Genomic DNA, 21126 nt, shown 5'->3' with positions numbered 1-21126 from the left:
CTGTGCATCGATCTTCGCCCGGCGGGACGCCCCGTAACTGTCCGAGTCCCGGACACTCACCCGTCGACGCCGAGCGCGCGCAGACGCACGTACAGCGTGCTGCGGCTGATCCCGAGTTCCTTCGCCGCGTGCGCCTTGTTGCCGCGGCAGCGCGCCAGCGAGTCGATGATCTGCTGCCGTTCAGTGCGTTCGAGCAGGGTCAGCCCCGCCGCGCGGGCGGTGCCACGGTACCGCTGCGGCAGGTCTTCGACGGTGACCTGCCGGGAACCCCGCGTCGCCGCGGTCGCGACCGCCGCCGCCAGGACCCGGTCGAGCTCGCTCAGGTTGGCCGGCCAGTCGTGCCCGGAGAGCGCGTCGATCACGCCGGCACCGAGCGTGCCGCCGCTGCCGCGGCGGTCCAGCAAGGCCGAGGCGAACGCCGCGAGCTGCCCCGGTCGATGCCGGAGTGCGGGGAGCACGATCTGCTCGTCGCACAACGCCACCGCGGCACTCGCGCCCGGCCGCAGGTCCGACGGTGGCGGGCCGACCAGGATCGTGCACGGGTCCCGTCGGACGACCATCCCGCGGAGCACCGTCAGCTCGTGATCCGGCAGCAGGTCGACGCCGTCGACGACGAGGACCGCGCCGGACCGGCGCGCGGCAGCCGCCGCCTCCGCGAGGTCCGGCGCGCGGCCCTGCCCGATCCGTTCGACGGCGTCCACCAGTTCGATCGGTGCGGACCCGGCCGCGAGACGCGCCGCGGTGGTGCGGCCCGTGCCGGGCTCGCCGAGGACGGCGACGGTCCGCGTCGGCCCGTCCAGCGTCGGCAGGTCCGCGGCGAGCGGGTCGGTCGTGCCGGACACCGCGCCGCGCGGGATCGGCGCGCTCCGGCGGTCCGGCTGCAGCAGTTCGTAGACGGTAGCCGCACCGGGGCCGGCGATCCGGGTCGCGAGCACCTCGACCGGGACACCGGACGAGAGCACCAGTGACGTCGGAACCGCGCCGCCACGGTCGGCGGCGAGGGCCCGGAGCGCGCCGATGTCCGCCGCGTCGAGCAGGTCGGAGGCGAGGTTGTCGAGGAGCAGGAGGTCGTCGCCCACCGCCACGACGGCGACGCCCCGTCGCCCGGACCGCGTGTGGAACGCGTCCAGGGCAAGCCGATGCCCGGCCTGGCTGCCGTGCAGCAGCCGCGACTCGATGTCGGCGGCGAACCGGTCGACCATCGGCCGGAACAGCGAGTGGACGTGGTCGCCGACCGATGTCATGCAGAGGATCCCGTCCAGCCTGCGGGTCGTCGGGTGGACGATCGGGCGGCCGAAGCAGCTCAGGTGCTTGTAGGCCTCGAGGTAGTGCTCGGCGCCGTTCACCGTCAGCGGCGAGCGGGTCTCCAGCGGGGTGCCGAGCGCGGTGGTGCCCACGACGTCCTCGCCCATCCGCGCACCCCGGACCGCGCCGATCCGGTCGAGGTCCCGCGCGACCCGGGCGCCGCCGAAGGTGCTCGCCACGATCCGGGAGTCGCTGTCCACGAGGAACAGTGCGGTGCCCGTGTCCGCGAGCTGGACCGCGGCGGCGTCGAGGATGGGCCGGGCCGCTCGGAGCAGTGCGGCGCGGCCGCCGAAGTCCTCGTCGATCCGGACCTGCGGCGCGCGCTCGGGGGTGATTCCCGACAGGGCCGACCGTCGCCAGGAGAGTCCGATCTCGGGGCGCACGACGGGGTCGGGTGTGGTATCGATCACGCCAGGTTACTCTCGAAGAACGAGCGGAGGAGCGGCGATGATCGGCAAGCGGATCCAGGACAACATCGAGGCGGTCACCAAGATCGCGGCGGACTCGGTCCGCAAGTCCGGTGAGATCGTCGAGGGCGCGGGCGAGGTGCTGAAGGGTGACCTGAAGGGCGGCATCAGCCGGATCGCCAGCAGTGCGGCGGACATCGCCACCGAGGCGACCGCCGAAGGCGTCAAGCTGGCCGGCGAGAACCTCGACACGGCGCGAGAGGCGTCGGACGGCGTCGCCGACAGGGTGACCCGCAAGGACTGATCACTGCGCGGTGCGGCGGTAGCCGCCGGGCGTGAACCCGAGGACCTTCCGGAAGTCCCGGACGAGGTGCGACTGGTCGGCGTAGCCCAGTTCCGCGGCGATGTCGGCCACCGCGGTGCCCGGCTCCGTGCTCAGCAGGTGCGCCGCATGCTGCAGCCGGCGGCGGTGGATCAGCGCGAGGGGAGTGAGCCCGACGAATCGCCGGGTGAGGCGCTGCGCTGTCCGCGGCGAGACCCCGATCGTGGCCGCCGCGTCCTCGACGGTGAGGATCTCCTCGTCCTCCTCGATGGCGACGACCAGCCGATTGGCGAGCTCGGCGTCATCGGACACCGTCGGAACCCGTGCGGTGAGCCAGGATTCGACCGCGAGGCAGGCGCCTGCGAGGTCCCCGCGGTGCATCGCCGCGGCGACGGTCTCGTGCAACTCCGGAGCATCGACGGCGGGGTAGGCATCCAGAATCGCGCGCGCGTCGTCGGTGACCGCCGGCGTCGCCGCGGGCCGCAGCAGCGCGCCGACCGCCCACCCGGTGCCGACGAGGTCGCGGTGCGAGCGCTCCGTGGTCGCGCCCGCGAGCCCGACGAGTTCCGGCTCGACCACCAGGTTGAGGGCGGGGAAGGCGAGCACGTCCTGCCGTGAGGTTCGGCCGGGTGCGATCTCCCACTGCGAGATCCAGAACCAGCGGACCAGCGGGTCCGCGGCGGGGGAGGCCGCCCGCCGCTCGAAGGTGGGCAGCTGCGCCGGGTAGAGGATGCCGCGGGGGTTCACGGATCGATCGTAGGCCCGAGGTCTGTCGCGAATGTTCAATCGCCGGGGCGGCCGCCGCTCGTAGCGTTAGCGGCATGACAGAGAACATCACCGCCGCGAGCGGCGCACACACGACCGACGGCGTCCCGCACTCCTTCTCCTCGCTGACGCCCTTCCTCGCGATCCCGAACGCGAAGGCCGCCATCGACTTCTACACGTCGGTGTTCGGGGCCCGCTCGCTCGGCGTCACCGAGATGGGCGGCGTCGTCGTCCACGCCGAACTCGACTTCGGGAATGGGCGACTTCAGCTCGGCGAGCCCAACCCGCAATTCGGCCTCGTCCCCATGCCCGACGGTGACGCCGACTGCTACTCGCTGGGGCTGTACTGCAGCAGCGTCGACGACGTGGTCGCGCGCGCCGAGGCCGCGGGCGCGACGGTCCGGGAGCCGGTGGCGAACTTCGTCTCCGGCGACCGGTTCGCCAGCATCCGCGACCCGTTCGGAGTGCGCTGGTCGATCATGACCCGCGTCGAGGACCTCAGCGACGAGGAGAGCGCCGCCCGTGTCGAGGAGTGGGCCGCGGCGCAGGCCTGACGTCAGTCCGCGACCTGCGCGGGAATCGGGTCGAGGGGCCGGGGCGGCGACTGCGGCATCGTCTGGAATCGGACGTCGGCCGAGCCCGACGGGGCGGCGTTCGCGTCGTTCGGACCCAGCCACTTGAACCGGATGGTGATCTGGCCGGGCCCATTGCTGCCGACGACCGAGGTGAAGGCGTCGCCCTTCGGCGTCGGGGTGCCGGCGAACTTCTTGTGGTCGAAGAGCAGGATCTGCACGGGCGAGCTGCCGGTGCCGCGGTCCGTGTCGAGGCGCACCCAGTTCAGGGTGCAGTCGACGGAGCCGCCCATGCCGGTCACGCGCCAGGGGACGCCGGGCATCGGCGGTGCGATCGAGCGGATCGCGCCGTCGATGCGGTCCTGCGGGAGCTCGGGGCAGGCGATCGGCGTGGCACCGGCGGCGCCCGTCCCGGCGACAACCGATCCGGCGACGGAGGCGGCGGCCGCTGCGGAGAGGGCGAGGGCGATCAGAGGCTTGCGCATGGCTTCGGTCCTTCCATGACGGGAGGTCGACGCGGGCTCCATCGACGGGCACTGCTTGTATCGGGTAACGATCACTCGACGTTACCCCGCGGGCGTCACTAACCTTGATGCCATGAGCGAGGAACAGGGCAGCTACGTCACCGAGAACAAGCCGTACGAGCGCGACACCCGGTACATCGAGACCCGCATCACCCGCGGCGGGAGGGACGGCTATCCCGTCGAGGCGGGCCGATACCGCCTGGTCGCCTCGTACGCCTGCCCGTGGGCCACCCGCACCATCATCGTGCGGCGGCTGCTGGGCCTCGAGGACGCGATCTCCCTCGGCATCGCCGGCCCCACGCACGACAAGCGGTCGTGGACCTTCGACCTCGACCCCGGCGGCCTCGATCCGGTGCTGCAGATCCCGCGTCTGCAGGATGCCTATTTCGCGCGCGTCCCCGACTACCCGAAGGGCATCACGGTGCCTGCGATCGTCGACGTGCCGACAGGTGCCGTCGTCACGAACGACTTCCCGCAGATCACGATCGACTTCTCGCTCGAGTGGACGGATTTTCATCGCCCCGGAGCGCCGCAGCTCTACCCGGAGGACCTGCGCGGCGAGATCGACGAGGTGAACACGCTGGTCTACCGCGACGTCAACAACGGCGTCTACCGATGCGGCTTCGCCGGCTCGCAGGAGTCCTACGACGCCGCGTACGACCAGCTCTTCTCCCGGCTCGACTGGCTTTCCGAGCGCCTCGCCACGCAGCGGTACCTGGTGGGCGACACCATCACCGAAGCCGACGTGCGCCTGTTCACCACGCTGGCCCGGTTCGACCCGGTGTACCACGGCCACTTCAAGTGCAATCGGGAGAAGCTCAGCGAGATGCCCGTGCTGTGGGCCTACGCGCGCGATCTGTTCCAGACACCGGGGTTCGGCGACTCGACGCACTTCGACCACATCAAGCGGCACTACTACGAGGTGCACCGCGACATCAACCCGTCGGGCATCGTGCCGAAGGGGCCGGACCTGCAGAACTGGTTCACCCCGCACGGCCGGGAGGCGCTCGGCGGCAGCCCCTTCGGCGCCGGAACCGCGCCCGCGCCGCTACCGATCCCCGCCGGCTGAGACCGCGGCGCACGGGTAGTCGGAGTAGCCCTCCGCGGTACGGCCGTAGAGCACGTCCTCGCGGATCGCCGACAACGGCAGGGCTCGCCGGATCCGTTCCACCAGGTCGGGGTTGGCGATGAACGCGCGGCCGAAGGAGACCAGGTCGGCACCGTCGGCCAGTGTCCGCTCGGCAGCGGGCGCCGACGTGGGAACACGGTTCTCGCCCACGTTCGCGATGACGGTGCCGTCGAAACGCGGTCGCAGGTCCACCAGCGCGGGGTAGTCGTCGTTGTCGGTCAGGTGCAGGTACATCAGGCCGCGGCGGTTCAGCTCGTCGACGAGGCCGCGGTACAGCTCGGCGGGATCGCGCTCGATCATGGAGAACTGCGGGTTCCCGGGCGAGAGCCGGATGGCCGTGCGCTCGGCGCCGATGGCGTCGGTCACGGCGTCGACCACTTCGAGCGGGAAGCGCATCCGGTTCGCGACCGATCCGCCGTAGCGGTCGTCGCGCAGGTTCGTGTTGTCCGCGAGGAACTGGTGGACCAGGTAGCTGTTGGCGCCGTGCAGCTCGACGCCGTCGAAGCCCGCCGCCACGGCCCGCCGCGCGGAGGCCGCGTACTGCTCGACCGCGGCCTCGATCTCGGCGATCGACATCGCTGCGGGGCGCGGCCACGTCGCCTTGGAGCCGTCGAGCAGGTGCAGCACGTCGCCGTCGGGCACCGCCGACGGTCCGGCGGGCACCGAACCGTCGATCCGGGCGGCGGGGTGACCCTTGCGCCCGCCGTGCATGAGCTGCGCGACGATGCGGCCGCCCTCGGCGTGCACGGCGTCGACGACTCGGGCCCACGCGCGCTCGTGACGGTCCGTCGCGAGCCCGGGCACCCGGGCTTCGCTCTGCCCGGAGGAGTGGGGCCACATGCCCTCGCTGACGATCAGGCCCGCGCCGGCCCGCTGGCGGTAGTAGTCGGCGACGTCCGCGGTCGGGGAGCCGTCGGGCTCGGACCGCAGGCGCGTCATCGGCGCCATGACGATGCGATTCGGGAGGTCGAGGGTTCGGCTGCGGTACGGCGTGAGGAGTGACATGTCCGTACGCTAGAACCTGACACCGATGTGAGGGGCAAGCGATGCGGATCGGCGAACTCGCGGAGCGCACCGGGGTGAGCGTGCGCTCGCTGCGGTACTACGAGGAGAAGGGCCTGCTCGCGTCGACGCGGACGGCGGCCGGGCAGCGCGTCTATCCCGAGCGAGCCGTCGACCGGGTGGTGCGCATCCAGGAGCTGTTCGCCGCCGGGCTCGCGAGCGGCGTGATCGCCCAGCTGCTGCCGTGCATCCGCGACGAGGACGGATCGCCGAACGCGACCGCGACGCCCTGGCTCGCCGCCACCCTGCGCGCGGAGCGCGACCGGATCGACGAGGGCATCCGCGACCTGCAGCGGGCGCGGGAGGTGCTCGACGAGGTGATCGACACCGCCGGTTCCGTCACCGATCCCCGTGCCGCCGCAGGAAATCGATGACGACCGTCGCGGTCCGCTCGGGCTCCTGCTCCGCCGGGTAATGGCCGGAGTCGTCCAGCACCACGCCGCGGACGTCGGCCGCCACCGGCCGTAGGCCCTCCGCGACCGCGGCGCCCATCGCGTACCGTCCGCCGACGGCCAGTACCGGCGTCCGGATCGGGTCGGCGCGCAGTGCCGCGATGTCGGCGAGATCGTCCGCCCGGGTGCGGTAGTGCGCGAGCCCCGCGACGTGGACGTCGGTGGGGCGGTACGCATCGACGTACGCGCCCAGGACCGCAGGATCGAGTCCGGCGGGTCCGGCGCTCTGCTGCAGGAAGGCGCCGTAGAAGTCGTCCTCCCGCCCGGGGACGAGGCTCTCGGCCAGGCCCGGCGCGCGGTTGAACGCGCCGTGCCAGTCCGGATAGTGCTCGCGCCCCGGCGATGGGACCGCCACGTCGATCCCGGGCAGGATCTCCTCCTCGACGACGAGCGCGGCGACGATTTCGGGCGCCGCGGCCGCCAGGTTCACCGCGACGGTGCCGCCCCAGTCGTGGCCGATCACCGCGCACCGCGCGATCCCGTCCGCGGCGAGCCGATCCCGCACCCGCGCCGCCAGCGCGCTCTTCCGGAAGTCGCCCGTTCCGTCGTCGCCGGACCCGAGGCCGGGCAGCGTGATCGGGAGCGGTTCGAACCCGGCGTCTCTCAGCCGCGGGGTCAGGTGTCGCCAGTGCAGGTCGGTGACGGGCCAGCCGTGGAGCAGGACGACCGGCAGGCCGCCGGTCACGGCGTCGCCCCCGCGAGGTGCGCGGCGGCGAGATCCGCGACCGCGAAGTCCCGCTCCCGCTCCTCGGCCTCGTCGTCCTCGTCGAACCACGCGGCCGACAGCCCCGCGAAGGCGAGCACCCACCGCAGCAGGCGTTCCCGAGGCAATCGCGCCTCGGTGACGATCACGTCGAGCTGCTCGGCGAAGCGGACCGGATCCGCTGCGGTCGGCAGGTCCGGGTTGGTCAGCAGGTTGGCGTAGTCGTAGCCGCGCTCGCCGACGACGCACTTCGGGTCGATCGCGAGCCAGCCGCGATCGCCGAAGTCGAGCACGTTGTCGTGGTGCACGTCGCCGTGCAGGACCACCTCGTCGCGGGGGTCCGCGAGGAGTGCCTGAGTCGCGTCCCAGGACCGGGCGTACCGCGGGTCGTCGCCACGGACCGCCGCGAGCGAGGAGAACCAGTCCCGCAGGGGGACCAGCTCGGTCGCGGGGGCTCCGGGGCGCGGCCGGTGCAGGTGCTCGACGGTGCCGCACAGGATCCGGGTGGCCTCGTCGTCCCGGCCCTCCAGCGCCATCGCCATGAGATCGCCGGTGCCCGTCGCCCGCTCCATGAGGACGGTGTCGCCCTCGTGCGCGAAGACTTCCGCGGCCCCGTCGCCGCCCCACCAGCGGAGCACCGCGGCGCCGGCGCGCTCCTCAGGGGTGTTGGCGCGCTTGAGCATCGCGGCGCGGCCCCGCCACCGCACCGGCAGCAGATCGCTGCCGGGTGTGGCGAAGGGCGCACCGTCGGGGGAGAGGTCCCAGCGTTCGAGGGGCCTGCGCCACGCATCGAGGGGTTGCACAGCATCCGACCCTACTGGGGCGCATGATGGTCCGATGAGCGACGGCACGGATCAGCCCTCGGTGGCGATGGCGCGGGTGCGGGCGCATGATGAAGCCGTGAGCGACTTCAATCAGGGCATCATCGACGAGTTCCGCGCCAACAACGGCACCGTGACCGCCATGGGCTTCGGCCGGGCGCTCGCGCTCGTCCACAGTACGGGCGCCAAATCCGGCGAGCCGCGGGTGAATCCGCTGGCCGCGATCCACGACGACGAGGGCTGGCTGCTGCCGGCGTCCGCGGGCGGCTCGCCGAAGAACCCCGCCTGGTACCACAACCTCAAGGCCCACCCGGACATCGAGATCGAGTACCCGAACGACGAGGGCGGGATCTCCACGGCGCAGGTCACCGCCACGGAACTGACCGGAGCCGCGCGCGACGAGGCGTGGGCCCGGTTCGTCGCGCGGTCGAGCGGCTTCGCCGAGTACGAGCAGGCGGCGCAGGGGCGCGTGATCCCGGTCTTCCGGCTGTCCCCGCGCTGACCCGCAGGGGCAGGTGACGAGCACGTCCCGGGGCGGATCAGCGGCGTGTAGGTCTCGGTCACCTCCGGTAGAGGGCCGCGGTCGCCGCCCCCAGGGCCACGTCGACGTGGTCGCCCGGCAACAGCTTCCGCAGGTGCGCCTCATCCAGGTACTCGCCGGCGTCGACGGCGGCCTGCGCGTCGGCCTCCTCGGCCGAGTACTCGTCGTCATCGTCGTCGGCTTCCGCGTCGTAGCTCTCCTGCGCGTAGTCCAGGACCCACGACGCGCTGTCGATGTAGTGTTCGTCGATCGTCAGGCCGTCGACGTGACCGACGACGGTCCAGACATCCCCGTCGTAGCCGTAGGCGAAGTTCGCGTGGCCGATATCGGGGTCCGGCGCGACGAACCACCACTCCAGCGCTCCGGCGGCGATCAGATCGTCGCGGCCCTGGAGATCGATGGCGCCCACATCGCGGTCGAAGCCGACGATCGACGCGCGACCGTCGGGAAGCAGGGCCAGATCGAACCAGGATCCGCCGCCGTCCTCTCGGTGCGCGATCCCGGCCGCGACGGGGCCGAGGCCCGTTTCTCGGAAGACTGCGGCCTGCAGGGCCGCCCATACCGCGGTGGTCGACCAGAGCGCAGCCGGCGGACCGAGATCGATGGGGGAGCGGGTCATTCCACGACGATAGCGTCTGCGGATCCCGTCGCCGTACGCCCCGCCGGCTGCGGCTCCGAGGTCCGGTCGCGCATCACGATGAAGGCGGCGATCGCGGTCGCGACCAGGATCACGCTCGAGACGCCGACAGTCGTGGTGACCGCGTCGACCCAGGCCGAGCGGGCGGCGTCGGCGAGCGCGGCACCGTCCGGCCCCGCGATCCCGTCCGCGCGCGACAGGGTGTCGCCGAGCGTGCGCGACATGCCGTCGTGCCGGGTGAAGACCGCTGTCGCCACGGAGCCGAGCACGGCGAGGCCGAGCGCGGTCCCGAGCTCGAAGCTCATCTCCGACATCGACGAGGCCTGCCCGGCGCGCTCCGGCGGCGCCGCGGCGAGCGCCACCGAGGAGACGAAGGTGAACAGGGTGCCGTAGCCGACGCCCGCGACCACCGTCCCGAGCACGTACAGCCAGGCGGGACCGTCGGTGCCGAGCCGCACCAGCAGGAGCTGACCCGCGGCGGAGAACAGGAGCGCGGCGACGAACGTGCTGCGCCGGCCGAGGTACTGCTCGATCCAGGGCGCTCGCATGGAGAAGTACGCGACCACGGCGGCCGCGGGCAGGCCGAGCAGGGCCGCCGCGAGCACGTCGAAGCCCACGACCGACTGCAGGTAGATGCCCGTGAGGTACGACATCGAGCTCAGCGTCGAGACCGCCAGGATCGTGCCGGCGATGGCCATCGCGAAGTACCGGTTGCGGAACAGGTCGAACGGGATCAGCGGGTGGTCCGTGCGGCGCTGCTGCACGACGAACGCGATCAGCATGATCGCGCCGGCGCCGCCGACCGCCAGCGTGGTTCCGTCCACGCCGTGCCCGGCGGCCGCCTTCACCGCGTAGACCAGCGGGAAGATCGCGGCCATCGACAGCGCGACGCCCACCAGGTCGAAGCGCGCCGCGGAGTCGCTGCGGAACTCGGGGATCAGCAGCGGGCCGGCCACCAGGAAGGCGAGGAAGACCGGCGCGTTGATGAGGAAGACCGAGCCCCACCAGAAGTGGTGCAGCAGCACGCCGCCGATGACCGGGCCGACCGCCATGCCGAAGGAGAACGCCGCGGTCCACACGCCGATCGCGATGCCGCGGGCCTTCGGGTCGCGGAAGATGTTGGCGATCAGCGCGAGGCTGGCCGGCAGCAGGGTCGCGCCGCCGACGCCCATGAGGGCGCGGGCGGCGATGAGCAGAGCCGGGGACGGCGCGAAGGCGGCGATCACGGAGGCGACGCCGAACAGCCCGGCACCCCAGGTCATGAGGCGGCGACGGCCCCAGCGGTCACCGAGGTTGCCCATCGTGATGAGCAATCCCGCCAGCATGAACGGGTAGATGTCCAGGATCCACAGCTGCTCGGCCGACGTCGGATGGAGCGCGGCGCTGAGGTGCGGCATCGCGAGGTACAGCACCGACGCGTCCATCGAAACCAGGAACACCGGCAGGAGCAGCGCGGCGAGACCGGCCCAGGCGCGGCGCGGGGTGGTGGACACGAAGAACTCCTCAGAATGTTCACGGCAGGCGCGTACGGCGTACGCAGGATGACTGGGTACACTGTACGCAGCATCGTCGATCCCGGTCAACGGAGAAAGGGCGCTGGTGTCCGAGACCACTCTGACCCGCGAGGCCATCGTGGCCGAGGCCGTCCGCCTCGCCGACGAGGGCGGCCTCGAGAAGGTGTCCATGCGCCGCATCGCGGACGCGCTCGGCGCAGGCGCCATGTCCCTCTACCGCCACGTTCCGGACAAGGACACGCTGGTCCGCGATATGGCCGCGGCCGTGGGCGCGGAGTACCTGTACCCGCCGGAGCTGATCGGCGACCCGGACTGGCGCATGCGGACGCACGTCGCCGCCGAGGCCGACATGCGGCTCTACCTGCATCACCCGTGGGTGCTGCTGGCGCACTCGATGCCGCGCGCAGCCATGGCGCCGTCGGCCGTCTCGTGCTTCCACTGGCTCGTCGAGGCGTTCACCCACCTCACCGGTACGGTCGCCGACTCCGCCGAGCTCACACTGCACGTGTGGAATCAGGTGCAGGGCGCGGGCATCGGCGCGGTCGGCCGGCTCCTGCTCGCCCCGGGATCGTCGCTCGAGGGAGCGGGCTTCGTCGCAGACCTCGCGGACAACCCCCTCATCGAGGAACTGCCGCTGCTCAAGGAGCTGGTGGAAGTGGACCGTCCCGACCTGTGCGCGGCGATGCCGCTGCTGCACTCCGGGGTCGACGCGCTGTGCACGGGCTTCGCGGAGCGCTACCGGCGCTGAACCGTCGACGTCCGTTCAGGGCGTCTCCACCGCCGATTCAACCGGATCCGTCAGCGTGGAATCGTGAGCACTGCGAATCGGCGCACGTTCCTCAGGGGAGCCCTCACGGGCGGTATCGTCGCAGGCATGGGCCTGCTCCCGTCGTCGCTGACCGAGGTGCTGGCGCAGCCGGCCCCGTCGGGCGGGCTCGACGGCCTGGAGCACGTGATCTTCCTGATGCAGGAGAACCGCTCCTTCGACCACTACTACGGCGCGCTCCGCGGCGTGCGCGGCTTCGCCGACCCCGCCGCGATCCGCCTGCGCTCCGGTCACGACGTCTTCCTGCAGCCCACTCGATCGGGGCTGACGGTGCCGCCCTTCCCCGTCCGGGGCGCGGCGGACCGCCAGCGCATGGACGCCGAGAACATCGACGCCCTCGATCACACGTGGAAGGGCGGGCACGCCGCGCTCGCGGACGGCTGGCACGACGGATGGATCGCAGCGAAGACCGACTCGACGATGGCCTACTACGACCGCGCGGACATCCCGTTCCACTACGCGCTCGCGGACGCCTTCACGATCTGCGACCACTACTACTGCAGCTCGCCGACCTCGACCTCGCCCAACCGCAACTTCTTCTTCTCCGGCACCACCGGGTACGAGCCCGGCACCGGCGAGCGCGCCGTCGAGAACACCGCGTACGACCGCGGTCATTCCGGCTACGACTGGCCGTGCATCGGCGAGATCCTGCAGCGGGCGGGGATCTCCTGGCAGGTGTATCAGGAGTGGGACAACTTCACGGACAACAACATCGAGTTCTTCCGCCGGTTCAAGGCGGTGTCGAAGGCGGTTTTCTCGGACTTCGGCACGGAGATCGACGACTTCTACCAGGGGCTGCGGCGCCTGCCAGCGGACGAGGCGCACCGTCGGTCGGAGGAGGTGGACGCCCGGGCCCGGACCCTGGGGGCCGAGGAGCGCGACCTGTTCTTCCGCGGCCTGCGCCGCACCGCCACCGGCACGCTCACCGACCGGATCGCGGCCGACATCGCCGCGGGCACTCTGCCCACGGTCAGCTACGTCGTGGCCTCCGAACGGGAATCGGAGCACCCCAGCGGCTCCTCGCCGCGGGCGTCGGCGAATCTGGTGCACCGCATCCTCGACGCGCTCGGGCGCAACCCCGAGGTGTGGCGGAAGACGGCGCTGTTCCTGCTCTACGACGAGAACGACGGCTACTTCGACCACGTCCCGCCGCCGCGACCGCCCCGCGACCGGGCGGACGAGTGGGTCGGCGACCTGCCGCTCGGTCTCGGCGACCGCGTACCCATGACCGTGGTCTCGCCGTGGACCGTCGGCGGGCACGTGGCCTCGGAGACCTTCGACCACACCTCCACGCTGCGCTTCCTCGAGCGCTGGCTGGGAATCTCCGTCCCGGCGATCTCCGGCTGGCGGCGTACCGTCTGCGGCGACCTCACCAGCGCCTTCGACTTCCGTACACCGCAGGCGCTTCCGGCGCGGTCGCGTCCGCAGTCGGTGGGGTCGCTCAGCCCGCGCTGGAAGCCGCACGCGCCGGCGGTCGGTCGTCGGCCCGGCCAGGAGCCGGGCGAGCGCCCGGCCCGGCCCGTGCCCTACGTCCCCGGGGCCACCGCGAGTCCCGGTCCCGACGGTGTCCGCGTCCGCCTGTCCAACTCGGGGACGAGGTCCGCGCACTTCACGCTCTTCCCCTACCACGCACCGGATTCCGTGCCGCTGCACGCCGACGTGCTCGGCGAGCACGAGTTGGTGGTGCCCGCACCGGGCGGGCACTACGACCTGCTGGTCCTCGGCCCCTCGGGCGAGCACTGGGAGTTCGTCAGCGAGCCGTCCGCCGCAGGATGAACGCGGCGGTGCCCGCGATCCGCGCGTCGGCGTCGCCGGCGAGTTCGCGCAGCGCCTCCTCGGCACCGGCCGTGGGGATCTCGGCGAGGGCCTGCACCGCTCGCTGGCGCACCGGGTAGTCGCCCGAATCCCGGGCGAGCGCCCCGAGCTCGGCGCTGATCGTCTCCCCGGCGGGATCCGCGGCCGCGATCACCCCGAGGGACTCCGCCGCGTCGACGTCCTTCTCGCCGTCCCGCACCATGCGCAGCAACTGCGGTGCGGCCGCGGCGTCGCCGCGGCCCCCCAGGGCGACGGCGGCGACGATGCGCACCGCACCGTCGTCGTGGTCGAGCGCGGCCCGCAGTGGCCCGTCCTGCCCGGGCGCCTCGGCGAGGGCCAGGGCGGCGCGGTGCCGCACGGCCGGATCGGCGGAGTCGAGCGCCTCGACGAGGGGAGCGAGGTCCTCGCTGTCGGCCTGCGCGAGCGCCCAGCGCAGGGCGCCCGCCACGTTGGTGCTCTCCTCCTTCAGCAGGGCCTCGGCCAGCGCGTCGGCGGGAGCCCGCCCCGCGCCGGTGAGCGCGGCGCGCTGCCGCGCGGCGGGCGCGGCGCTGTCGAGCCGGGAGAGCAGGCCCACGACGCCGAGGACCTGCTCCCAGTCGGTCGGGCCGGCGGCGGCGACCTGGCGCAGCCGCTCCAGCAGCTCCGTCTCCAGTCGGATCCGCTCCCGGCTCCGCGCGATCATGTCGGCGACCAGCCGTTCCGGCGCGAACGACGGGTCGTCGAGCGCGCGCCCGATCTCCTTGAGCGACAACCCGAGCGAACGGAGGCTCTCGACGTGGAAGATCCGGCGGATGTCGTCGTCGGAGTACTCGCGGTACCCCGACGACGACCGCTGGGACGGCCGGACCAGGCCCAGCGCGTCGTAGTGCCGCAGCATCCGCGCGCTGACGCCCGAGCGCCGCGCCACCTCGCCGATCTGCATCGCCCCGTCCGTCCCGTCGGTCATTCCGGGCGGCCGAGGGCCGCCACGCGCTGCGCCTCGTGCACCGAGCCCGCGAACCCGGAGTCCGGGTCCTCGAGCAGCTGCAGGGTCTGCGCCACGTGCTCCCGCGCGGCGTCCGTCGTCGTGGGTGCGCCTCCCAGCTCGGCGACGCCCTCGTCGCCGAGCGCGAGGATCGCCCGGCTCAGGCTGCGGCGGGTCTCCGCGCCGCCGCGCCCCAGCTGCCCGAGCAGGGCGCGGGCGGCGGACCGTCGGGCTTCGGCGTCCGGGGCCAGCGACCCGGCCGTGCGCCATGCCGCCTTCGCGACCTCGTCGTCGGCGTCGCCCGCGAGGGCCAGGACCTCACCGAACGCGGCCGCGGACTCGGCGCCGCCGATCTTCGACAGCGAGTGCAGCGCCTGGCTCCGGGCCTGCGCGACCGGGGAGGCGAGCTCCGCGCGGAGCAGCGGCACCGTCGACGCGGCGGGCAGCCGGGTCAGGGCCCAGGTGAGCATGTCGCGGACGAAGAAGTCGGGCTCGACCGCGCAGCGCGCGACGAGCGCCGCGGCGTCGACGCTCCCGGGGGAGGTCCCGGCGTCGAGGGCCGCGCGCAGGCGGATCGAGGCGTTCTGATGATCGAGCAGGGTCCGGGCCATGGTGGCCACCTCCTTGAATCGTCGGTGGCTCGATTCCAGACCCTGTCACGATGTCAAGGTCAAGCGCCGCAGGTCAGCGGCTCACTCCTTGTCGACGTCGACCACCTTCGCGCCCTCGGCGGCACGCGCGACCGCGGCGGCACCGTCGTGGGCGCCCTTGCGCGAGGCGTAGGCCTGGCCCGAGGCCACGACCTCTCCGTTGCCGGCCTTCAGCCGGAACCGGAACTTGCCGGCGTTGTCCTCGTACACCTCGAACTTGCCTGCCATCTGGAGCGCCTTTCTCGTGGTGATCCCCGTCGTCGGGGCCGGATGCAGCGTATGACGTCGCCCACGGGAATGTGAGGCGAAGCGACCGACACGCCGGATCAGGATCGCCCCGATCCGAACCGGCATCAGCGAGCGCTCAGCCGATGCCAAGGAGCGTGGCTATCGTGGAATCCGAACGGCAACGACGACAGGGGTGGCAGCGCAGATGGGGATCATGGACCGGGTCCGGGGCGAACTCGTCGACATCATCGAGTGGCTGGAGGACAACCGCTCGACGATGGCGTGGCGGTTCCCGCGCTACAACAACGAGATCAAGAACGGCGCGCAGCTCATCGTGCGCGAGGGCCAGGAGGCGCTGTTCGTCTACCGGGGGCAGCTCGCCGACCGGTACGGCCCCGGCAACTACCAGTTGGTCTCCGAGAACATGCCGGTCATGTCCACGTTGCAGGGCTGGCCGCACGGCTTCAAGAGCCCGTTCCGCAGCGAGGTCTACTTCGTCAACACCCGGCCCATCACCGACCTGCGGTGGGGCACCGCGAACCCGATCACCATCCGGGACCAGGACTTCGGCATGGTCCAGGTGCGCGCCAACGGGCTCTGCGTCGTGCGGGTGGTCGACTCGCCGACCTTCCTGCGCCAGGTGATCGGCACCGACTCGAACGTCGACTCCGACGAGATCGCCGAGCTGCTGCGCCGCACCATCACCACGGCGTTCTCCGAGATGCTCATCGAGACCGGGGTGGGCGCGATCGACCTGCAGGCCCGGCAGCGGGAGCTGGCCGCGAAGCTGCAGGAGTACGTGCAGTCGAAGATCAACCAGCAGTACGGGCTCGCCTGCGAGGCCATCGAGCTGAACATCTCCCTGCCCGACGAGATCACGCAGGCCATGACCCGCGGCGTCGCCCGCGGCGTGGAGGAGAAGGGCTACTACGGCAACGTCGGCGACATGAACCGCTTCCAGCAGGGCCGCGCCGCCGACGCGATGCTCGGCGCCGCCACCAACGAGGGCGGGGGCGGGGCGGGCGACTTCCTCGGCGCCGGCATGGGGATGGCGATGGGGCAGCAGTTCGCCCAGAACTTCCAGAACCAGCAGGCACCCGCGCAGGGCGCGCAGCAGGGTGCGGCGCAGCCGGCGCCGGGCGCCGCACAGCCCGGCCCGCCGCCCCTGCCGAACGCGCAGGTCTTCCACGTGGAGCAGAACGGGCAGTCCGCCGGCCCGTTCCCGGTGGAGCAGCTCCGCGCCATGAACCTCACCCCGCAGACGCTCGTGTGGTCGCCCGCGCTCACCGGCTGGACTCCGGCCGGCCAGGTGCCGGCCCTGGCGTCGCTGTTCGGGCAGACGCCGCCGCCCCTGCCGCCCCGGTCGTAGTCATGACGACGCCGCCCCCGCTGCCCGGCCACCCCGGGCGGCCACCGGAGCAGCCGCGCCCGCCGGGCCCGCCACAGCCGCCACGTCCGGCGCGACCCGCCGCGCCGGCGGACGCGCGGCCCCAGCAGCTCGTGCCCGGCGTCCCGTCGGCCAACGACCGCGAGATGCTGCAGGTCACCGAGCAGACCCGCACCTATCCGTGCGGGAACTGCGGCGACGCACTCGTCTACGACCCGGCGATCGGGAAGCTGCGCTCGCCGAGCTGCGGCAGCACCTATCCGGTGATGCTCGACACGAGCAAGGCCCTGATCCCGCATCCGTTGGGGCCCACCATGAACGCGCTCTACGCGCGTGCCGCGTCGGCGGAGCAGGTGCGCGTCGTCGACCACGAGGTGGTCTGCCAGAACTGCGGCGGCCACACCCTGTTCAGCGGCACCCTCACCGCCGTGCGGTGCCCGTACTGCAACACCCCGATCCAGCGGACCGACGTGCAGGTCGCGCCCGCGCGGCTGCCCGTCGACGGCATCCTCCCGCTGCGGGTCGGCGAGGACCAGGCCCGGCAGAACATCGAGGCCTGGGTCGACAGCCGGTGGTTCGCGCCGCGCGAGTTCAAGAAGTACCGCGTGCTCGGCTCGTTCACCAGCGTCTACCTCTCGTACTACAGCTACGACGCCGAGGTGACCACTGACTACTCGGGGGCGCGAGGCGAGCGCCGGACCCGGCGCGACCGGGACGGGAACATCGAGACCTACACCGACTGGTACCCGGCGAGCGGGCGGGTGCACGACAGCATCCGGCAGCTCGCCGAGTCCGCCAACACGGGTCTGGACTCCGACCGGGTCCGCGAGCTCCAGCCCTGGCCCACCGAGCAATCCGTCACCTACACGCCGGAGTTCGTGGCGGGCCACCTGGCGCGCACCTACGACGGTGACGCGGCGCAGGTCTTCGAGGCGCAGGCGCGGCCGCGGATCGAGGGCATCGTCGAGAACACGGTGCGCCGCGACATCGGCGGCGATGAGCAGCGGATCACCCGGATGAACCCGATGTACCAGTCGATCGACTTCCTCTACCTGCTCATGCCGGTGTGGCTGCTCACCGTCACCTTCGGAGGCAAGCCCTTCCAGGTCTTCGTCAACGGCGTGACCGGCGAAGTGCAAGGTCAGCGACCGTGGAGCGCGATCAAGATCGCCTTCGCCGTCACCCTCGGGTTGCTGCTGGTCGGGCTGGCGGTGTACCTGTACATGCAGGCCCGCGGCGGGTAGCCGCCGCGGCGGCGAGGAGGAACGTCATGTCGTGGATCATCGTTGCGGTGCTCGCGGTCGTCGTGCTGGCCGTGCTCGCGGCCACCGGCTTCGCGATCGCGCTGGTGCGCAACAGTCGCCGGCAGCAGCAGGCTGAGGCCGCCATGCCCTTCCCGTCGCGCGCCCCGTTGTCCTGGTCCGGCTCGCACGTCCCCGAGGCGCGCCTGCACCGCCGCATCCGGAAGGCGCTGCGCGCCTTCGATCAGCCCGCGGGCGTGCTGTCCGCGGCGCAGCTGGACGCGCAGGTGACGCTCACCGTCGCCGCCCAGGAGCTCGACGACCGGCTCGTGACGATCGCCGCGCTGCCCGAGGCGGAGAAGGCCCCGGCGGTCGAGGCGGCCACCGCGGACGTCGCCGACCTGGAGCGACGCATCGCGGACACGGTCGTCGTGCGGCCCCAACTGCCGCCCACGACGACCTGACGAAAGCTGTCGGGGGCGATCACTAGACTGCCGGTGTGACTTCAGCGAACTCCTCGACCAAGCCCACGATGCTGCTGATCGACGGGCACTCGATGGCGTTCCGCGCCTTCTTCGCGCTCCCGCTCGACGGTGGCCGCTTCCGCACGAAGTCGGGGCAGCCGACCAACGCGGTGTACGGCTTCACTTCGATGCTGATCAAGCTGCTCAAGGAGGAGGCGCCCGGCTACGTCGCCGCGGCCTTCGACGTCTCCCGGCAGACCTTCCGCGCCGAGATGTTCCCCGAGTACAAGGCGCAGCGCAGCTCCGCGCCGGACGACTTCCGCGGCCAGGTGGACGTGGTGAAGGACGTTCTCGGCGCCATGGGCATCCCCACCATGGCGCAGGAGGGCTTCGAGGCGGACGACATCATCGCCACGATGACCACCCGGGCCCAGGAGCAGGGCTTCAAGGTCCTCATCGTCACGGGTGACCGCGACGCGCTGCAGCTCGTGAACGACGACGTCACAGTCCTCTATCCGCGCAAGGGCGTCTCGGACCTCACCAGGTTCACCCCCGAGGAGGTGGAGGCCAAGTACGGCCTCACCCCGGCGCAGTACCCGGATTACGCCGCGCTGCGGGGAGACCCGTCGGACAACCTGCCCGGCATCCCGGGCGTCGGCGAGAAGACCGCCGCAAAATGGATCCGCGAGTACGGGAACCTCGAGGGCCTGGTCACGAACGTCGACAAGGTGAAGGGCAAGGTCGGCGACTCGCTGCGCGAGAACCTCGCGACGGTGCAGCTCAACCGGCAGATCACCGAGATGGTGCGGGACATGACGCTGCCCTACACCCCGCAGGAGCTGGAGCTGCAGCCGTGGAACCGCGAGGCCATCCACCAGCTCTTCGACGACCTCGAGTTCCGAGTGCTGCGCGAGCGGATCTTCACCGAGCTCGCCAGCACGGAGCCGGAGGCCGACGAGGGCTTCGAGATCTCCGGCGGCATCGTCGCGGCCGGCACCGTCGCCGAGTGGCTCGCGGAGCACGGCGCCTCGGGCGCGCGGTCCGGGCTCGGCGTCATCGGCCCGGAGGTCGTGGTCGACGGTGACGCGGAGGCCGTCGTGATCGCGGCCCCCGACGGCGAGGGCGGGTACATCGAGCTCTCCTCGCTGACCCCGGACGACGAGGCCGCGCTCGGCGCCTGGCTGGCCGACGAGGCGCAGCCCAAGGCCGCGCACGAGGCCAAGTGGGCCATGCACGCGCTGTCCAGCCGCGGCTGGACGCTCGGCGGCCTCACGTCGGACACCGCGATCGCCGCGTACCTGGTGCGCCCCGGCCAGCGCACCTTCAACCTCGACGACCTCTCGGTGCGGTACCTGCACCGCGAGCTGCGGGTCGAGACCGCGGGCGACGACTCGCAGCTCTCGCTCCTCGACGATCCGGACGATTCGGCGGGCGAGAAGGCGCAGCAGGCAATCCTGCGGGCCCGCGCCGTCGCCGACCTGGCGGACGCGCTCGACGGCGAGCTCGACAACATCGAGTCGCGACCGCTGCTCGCGGAGATGGAGCTGCCGCTGCTCCGCGTGCTCGCCGTCATGGAATCCACCGGCATCGCGGTCGACACCGCGCACCTCGAGTCGCTGCACAGCGAGTTCAGCGAGCGGATCCGTGCCGCCGAGGCCTCAGCGTTCGAGGAGATCGGGGAGCAGATCAACCTCGGCTCGCCCAAGCAGCTGCAGGTGATCCTGTTCGAGAAGCTGGGCCTGCCGAAGACGAAGAAGACCAAGACCGGGTACACCACCGACGCGGCGGCGCTCGAGGCGCTGTACGAGAAGGAGCCGCACCCGTTCCTGCAGTACCTGCTGGAGCACCGCGACGCGACGCGGCTCAAGGTCACCGTCGAGGGCCTGCTCAAGACGGTCGCCTCGGACGGCCGGATCCACTCCACGTTCAACCAGACGGTGGCGGCCACCGGCCGGCTCTCGTCGACCGATCCGAACCTGCAGAACATCCCCGTGCGCACGGAGGCCGGCCGGCAGATCCGGCACGCCTTCGTCGCGGGCGAGGGCTTCGAAACGCTGATGACGGCCGACTACAGCCAGATCGAGATGCGGATCATGGCGCACCTCTCCGGCGACGAGGGGCTCATCGAGGCCTTCAACACCGGCGAGGACCTGCACAACTTCGTCGGCTCGAAGGCCTTCGGCGTCCCGATCGACGAGGTCACGCCCGACATGCGGCGCCGGGTCAAGGCCATGTCCTACGGCCTGGCCTACGGGCTCTCGGCGTTCGGCCTCGCCGCGCAGCTGAAGATCTCGCGCGACGAGGCGAAGGAACAGATGGAGGCGTACTTCTCCCGGTTCGGCGGGGTGCGGGACTACCTCCAGGACGTGGTCACGGAGGCCACGCGCAACGAGTACACGGAGACCATCTACGGCCGCCGCCGGTACCTGCCGGATCTCACGTCGACCAACCGGATGCGCCGCGAGGCCGCCGAGCGGATGGCTCTCAACGCTCCGATCCAGGGCAGCGCCGCCGACATCATCAAGGTCGCGATGATCCGGCTGCAGGAGAGGATCGCCGCCGCCGGCCTGCGCTCGCGGATGCTGCTGCAGGTGCACGACGAGCTCGTGCTCGAGGTGGCCGCGGGCGAGCGGGAGCAGCTCGAAGCGCTGGTCCGCGACACGATGGGCGGCGCCGCGGAGCTCTCGGTGCCGCTGGAGGTCTCGGTCGGCTACGGCCGCAGCTGGGACGACGCCGCGCACTAGGCGCGGCGAGGTACCGCGCCTCGCGGGCGGTAGGCGCCGCCCGCGAGGGGTCT

General features: G+C 72.0%; 22 protein-coding genes. 11 read left to right on the top strand and 11 right to left on the bottom strand.

All coding sequences use genetic code 11. The features are described 5' to 3' along the window. Positions 1-56: 56 nt before the first annotated feature. Entirely contained in the window at positions 57-1715 is a 1659-nt protein-coding gene (locus tag WFK95_RS20465; RefSeq protein WP_336671766.1) for a sigma-54-dependent Fis family transcriptional regulator, read from the bottom strand. A 37-nt stretch (positions 1716-1752) separates the two neighbouring features. Between WFK95_RS20465 and WFK95_RS20460 the strand changes: the two genes are divergently transcribed. After that, on the top strand, positions 1753-2016 hold the full coding sequence (locus WFK95_RS20460; RefSeq protein ID WP_336671765.1) for an Rv1893 family protein: 264 nt from the start codon (positions 1753-1755) through the stop codon (positions 2014-2016). On the opposite strand, the gene WFK95_RS20455 is transcribed toward WFK95_RS20460, so the two are convergent. Beyond that, positions 2017-2781, bottom strand: a complete 765-nt coding sequence (locus tag WFK95_RS20455; protein ID WP_336671764.1) for a helix-turn-helix transcriptional regulator — start codon at positions 2779-2781, stop codon at positions 2017-2019. Between the two features lie 74 nt (positions 2782-2855). Between WFK95_RS20455 and WFK95_RS20450 the strand changes: the two genes are divergently transcribed. Next, the gene (locus WFK95_RS20450; RefSeq protein ID WP_336671763.1) at positions 2856-3353 is read left to right on the top strand and encodes a VOC family protein; all 498 of its coding nucleotides are present in this window, start codon (positions 2856-2858) and stop codon (positions 3351-3353) included. Between the two features lie 2 nt (positions 3354-3355). Here the strand turns inward: WFK95_RS20450 and WFK95_RS20445 are convergent, their stop codons facing one another. Then, positions 3356-3856, bottom strand: coding sequence for an LppP/LprE family lipoprotein (locus tag WFK95_RS20445; RefSeq protein WP_336671762.1), 501 nt, complete (start codon positions 3854-3856; stop codon positions 3356-3358). 112 nt (positions 3857-3968) lie between these two features. Here WFK95_RS20445 and WFK95_RS20440 point away from each other — a divergent pair, with 112 nt between their 5' ends. Further along, the gene (locus WFK95_RS20440) at positions 3969-4964 is read left to right on the top strand and encodes a glutathione S-transferase family protein (RefSeq protein ID WP_336671761.1); all 996 of its coding nucleotides are present in this window, start codon (positions 3969-3971) and stop codon (positions 4962-4964) included. Here WFK95_RS20440 and WFK95_RS20435 read toward each other — a convergent pair. Next, complete coding sequence (locus WFK95_RS20435; protein WP_336671760.1) at positions 4944-6029, bottom strand: alkene reductase; 1086 nt, start codon at positions 6027-6029, stop codon at positions 4944-4946. The two genes, WFK95_RS20440 and WFK95_RS20435, sit on opposite strands and share 21 nt — an antisense overlap. Positions 6030-6070: 41 nt before the next feature. Here WFK95_RS20435 and WFK95_RS20430 point away from each other — a divergent pair, with 41 nt between their 5' ends. Next, positions 6071-6460 carry a MerR family transcriptional regulator gene (locus WFK95_RS20430; protein WP_336671759.1) on the top strand — a complete coding sequence of 130 codons (390 nt, stop codon included), beginning with the start codon at positions 6071-6073 and terminating at the stop codon, positions 6458-6460. Here WFK95_RS20430 and WFK95_RS20425 read toward each other — a convergent pair. Further along, entirely contained in the window at positions 6426-7223 is a 798-nt protein-coding gene (locus tag WFK95_RS20425; RefSeq protein ID WP_224650888.1) for an alpha/beta fold hydrolase, read from the bottom strand. The genes WFK95_RS20430 and WFK95_RS20425 overlap by 35 nt on opposite strands. Next, the gene (locus WFK95_RS20420; RefSeq protein ID WP_336671758.1) at positions 7220-8044 is read right to left on the bottom strand and encodes an aminoglycoside phosphotransferase family protein; all 825 of its coding nucleotides are present in this window, start codon (positions 8042-8044) and stop codon (positions 7220-7222) included. Before WFK95_RS20420 ends, WFK95_RS20425 begins: the two co-directional genes overlap by 4 nt. Positions 8045-8078: 34 nt before the next feature. Between WFK95_RS20420 and WFK95_RS20415 the strand changes: the two genes are divergently transcribed. Beyond that, entirely contained in the window at positions 8079-8564 is a 486-nt protein-coding gene (locus WFK95_RS20415; protein WP_336671757.1) for a nitroreductase/quinone reductase family protein, read from the top strand. Between the two features lie 58 nt (positions 8565-8622). Here the strand turns inward: WFK95_RS20415 and WFK95_RS20410 are convergent, their stop codons facing one another. Continuing rightward, the gene (locus WFK95_RS20410) at positions 8623-9222 is read right to left on the bottom strand and encodes a hypothetical protein (RefSeq protein ID WP_224650885.1); all 600 of its coding nucleotides are present in this window, start codon (positions 9220-9222) and stop codon (positions 8623-8625) included. Continuing rightward, positions 9219-10733 carry an MFS transporter gene (locus tag WFK95_RS20405; RefSeq protein ID WP_224650883.1) on the bottom strand — a complete coding sequence of 505 codons (1515 nt, stop codon included), beginning with the start codon at positions 10731-10733 and terminating at the stop codon, positions 9219-9221. The genes WFK95_RS20410 and WFK95_RS20405 overlap by 4 nt, the downstream gene beginning before the upstream one ends. A 106-nt stretch (positions 10734-10839) precedes the next feature. On the opposite strand from WFK95_RS20405, the gene WFK95_RS20400 reads away from it, so the two are divergent. Together WFK95_RS20400 and WFK95_RS20395 are read left to right on the top strand one after the other, a co-directional pair. Then, complete coding sequence (locus tag WFK95_RS20400) at positions 10840-11502, top strand: TetR/AcrR family transcriptional regulator (RefSeq protein WP_224650881.1); 663 nt, start codon at positions 10840-10842, stop codon at positions 11500-11502. Between the two features lie 63 nt (positions 11503-11565). Beyond that, positions 11566-13356 carry a phosphocholine-specific phospholipase C gene (locus tag WFK95_RS20395; protein ID WP_224650869.1) on the top strand — a complete coding sequence of 597 codons (1791 nt, stop codon included), beginning with the start codon at positions 11566-11568 and terminating at the stop codon, positions 13354-13356. Here the strand turns inward: WFK95_RS20395 and WFK95_RS20390 are convergent. The 3 genes from WFK95_RS20390 to WFK95_RS20380 form a co-directional block, all read right to left on the bottom strand. After that, positions 13331-14341 carry a MerR family transcriptional regulator gene (locus WFK95_RS20390; protein WP_336671756.1) on the bottom strand — a complete coding sequence of 337 codons (1011 nt, stop codon included), beginning with the start codon at positions 14339-14341 and terminating at the stop codon, positions 13331-13333. The two genes, WFK95_RS20395 and WFK95_RS20390, sit on opposite strands and share 26 nt — an antisense overlap. Next, complete coding sequence (locus WFK95_RS20385; protein ID WP_336671755.1) at positions 14338-14970, bottom strand: HEAT repeat domain-containing protein; 633 nt, start codon at positions 14968-14970, stop codon at positions 14338-14340. The genes WFK95_RS20390 and WFK95_RS20385 overlap by 4 nt, the downstream gene beginning before the upstream one ends. 81 nt (positions 14971-15051) lie before the next feature. Continuing rightward, positions 15052-15237 carry a YegP family protein gene (locus tag WFK95_RS20380; protein ID WP_224650862.1) on the bottom strand — a complete coding sequence of 62 codons (186 nt, stop codon included), beginning with the start codon at positions 15235-15237 and terminating at the stop codon, positions 15052-15054. A 193-nt stretch (positions 15238-15430) separates the two neighbouring features. On the opposite strand from WFK95_RS20380, the gene WFK95_RS20375 reads away from it, so the two are divergent. The 4 genes from WFK95_RS20375 (at position 15431) to polA (ending at position 21073) form a co-directional block, all read left to right on the top strand. Next, complete coding sequence (locus WFK95_RS20375) at positions 15431-16606, top strand: SPFH domain-containing protein (protein WP_336671754.1); 1176 nt, start codon at positions 15431-15433, stop codon at positions 16604-16606. Positions 16607-16608: 2 nt separating this feature from the next. After that, positions 16609-17868, top strand: coding sequence for a hypothetical protein (locus WFK95_RS20370; RefSeq protein ID WP_336671753.1), 1260 nt, complete (start codon positions 16609-16611; stop codon positions 17866-17868). Positions 17869-17894: 26 nt separating this feature from the next. After that, positions 17895-18329: a hypothetical protein gene (locus tag WFK95_RS20365; protein ID WP_336671752.1), complete on the top strand. Its 435-nt coding sequence runs from the start codon at positions 17895-17897 to the stop codon at positions 18327-18329. A gap of 68 nt (positions 18330-18397) precedes the next feature. After that, on the top strand, positions 18398-21073 hold the full coding sequence (gene polA, locus WFK95_RS20360) for a DNA polymerase I (RefSeq protein WP_336671850.1): 2676 nt from the start codon (positions 18398-18400) through the stop codon (positions 21071-21073). Positions 21074-21126: the final 53 nt, after the last annotated feature.

The organism is Tsukamurella sp. USMM236 (assembly GCF_037148755.1).
Classification (GTDB): domain Bacteria; phylum Actinomycetota; class Actinomycetes; order Mycobacteriales; family Mycobacteriaceae; genus Tsukamurella.
Note: the sequence above shows the minus strand (reverse complement) of the source record. Positions and strands in the feature narration are given on the sequence as shown.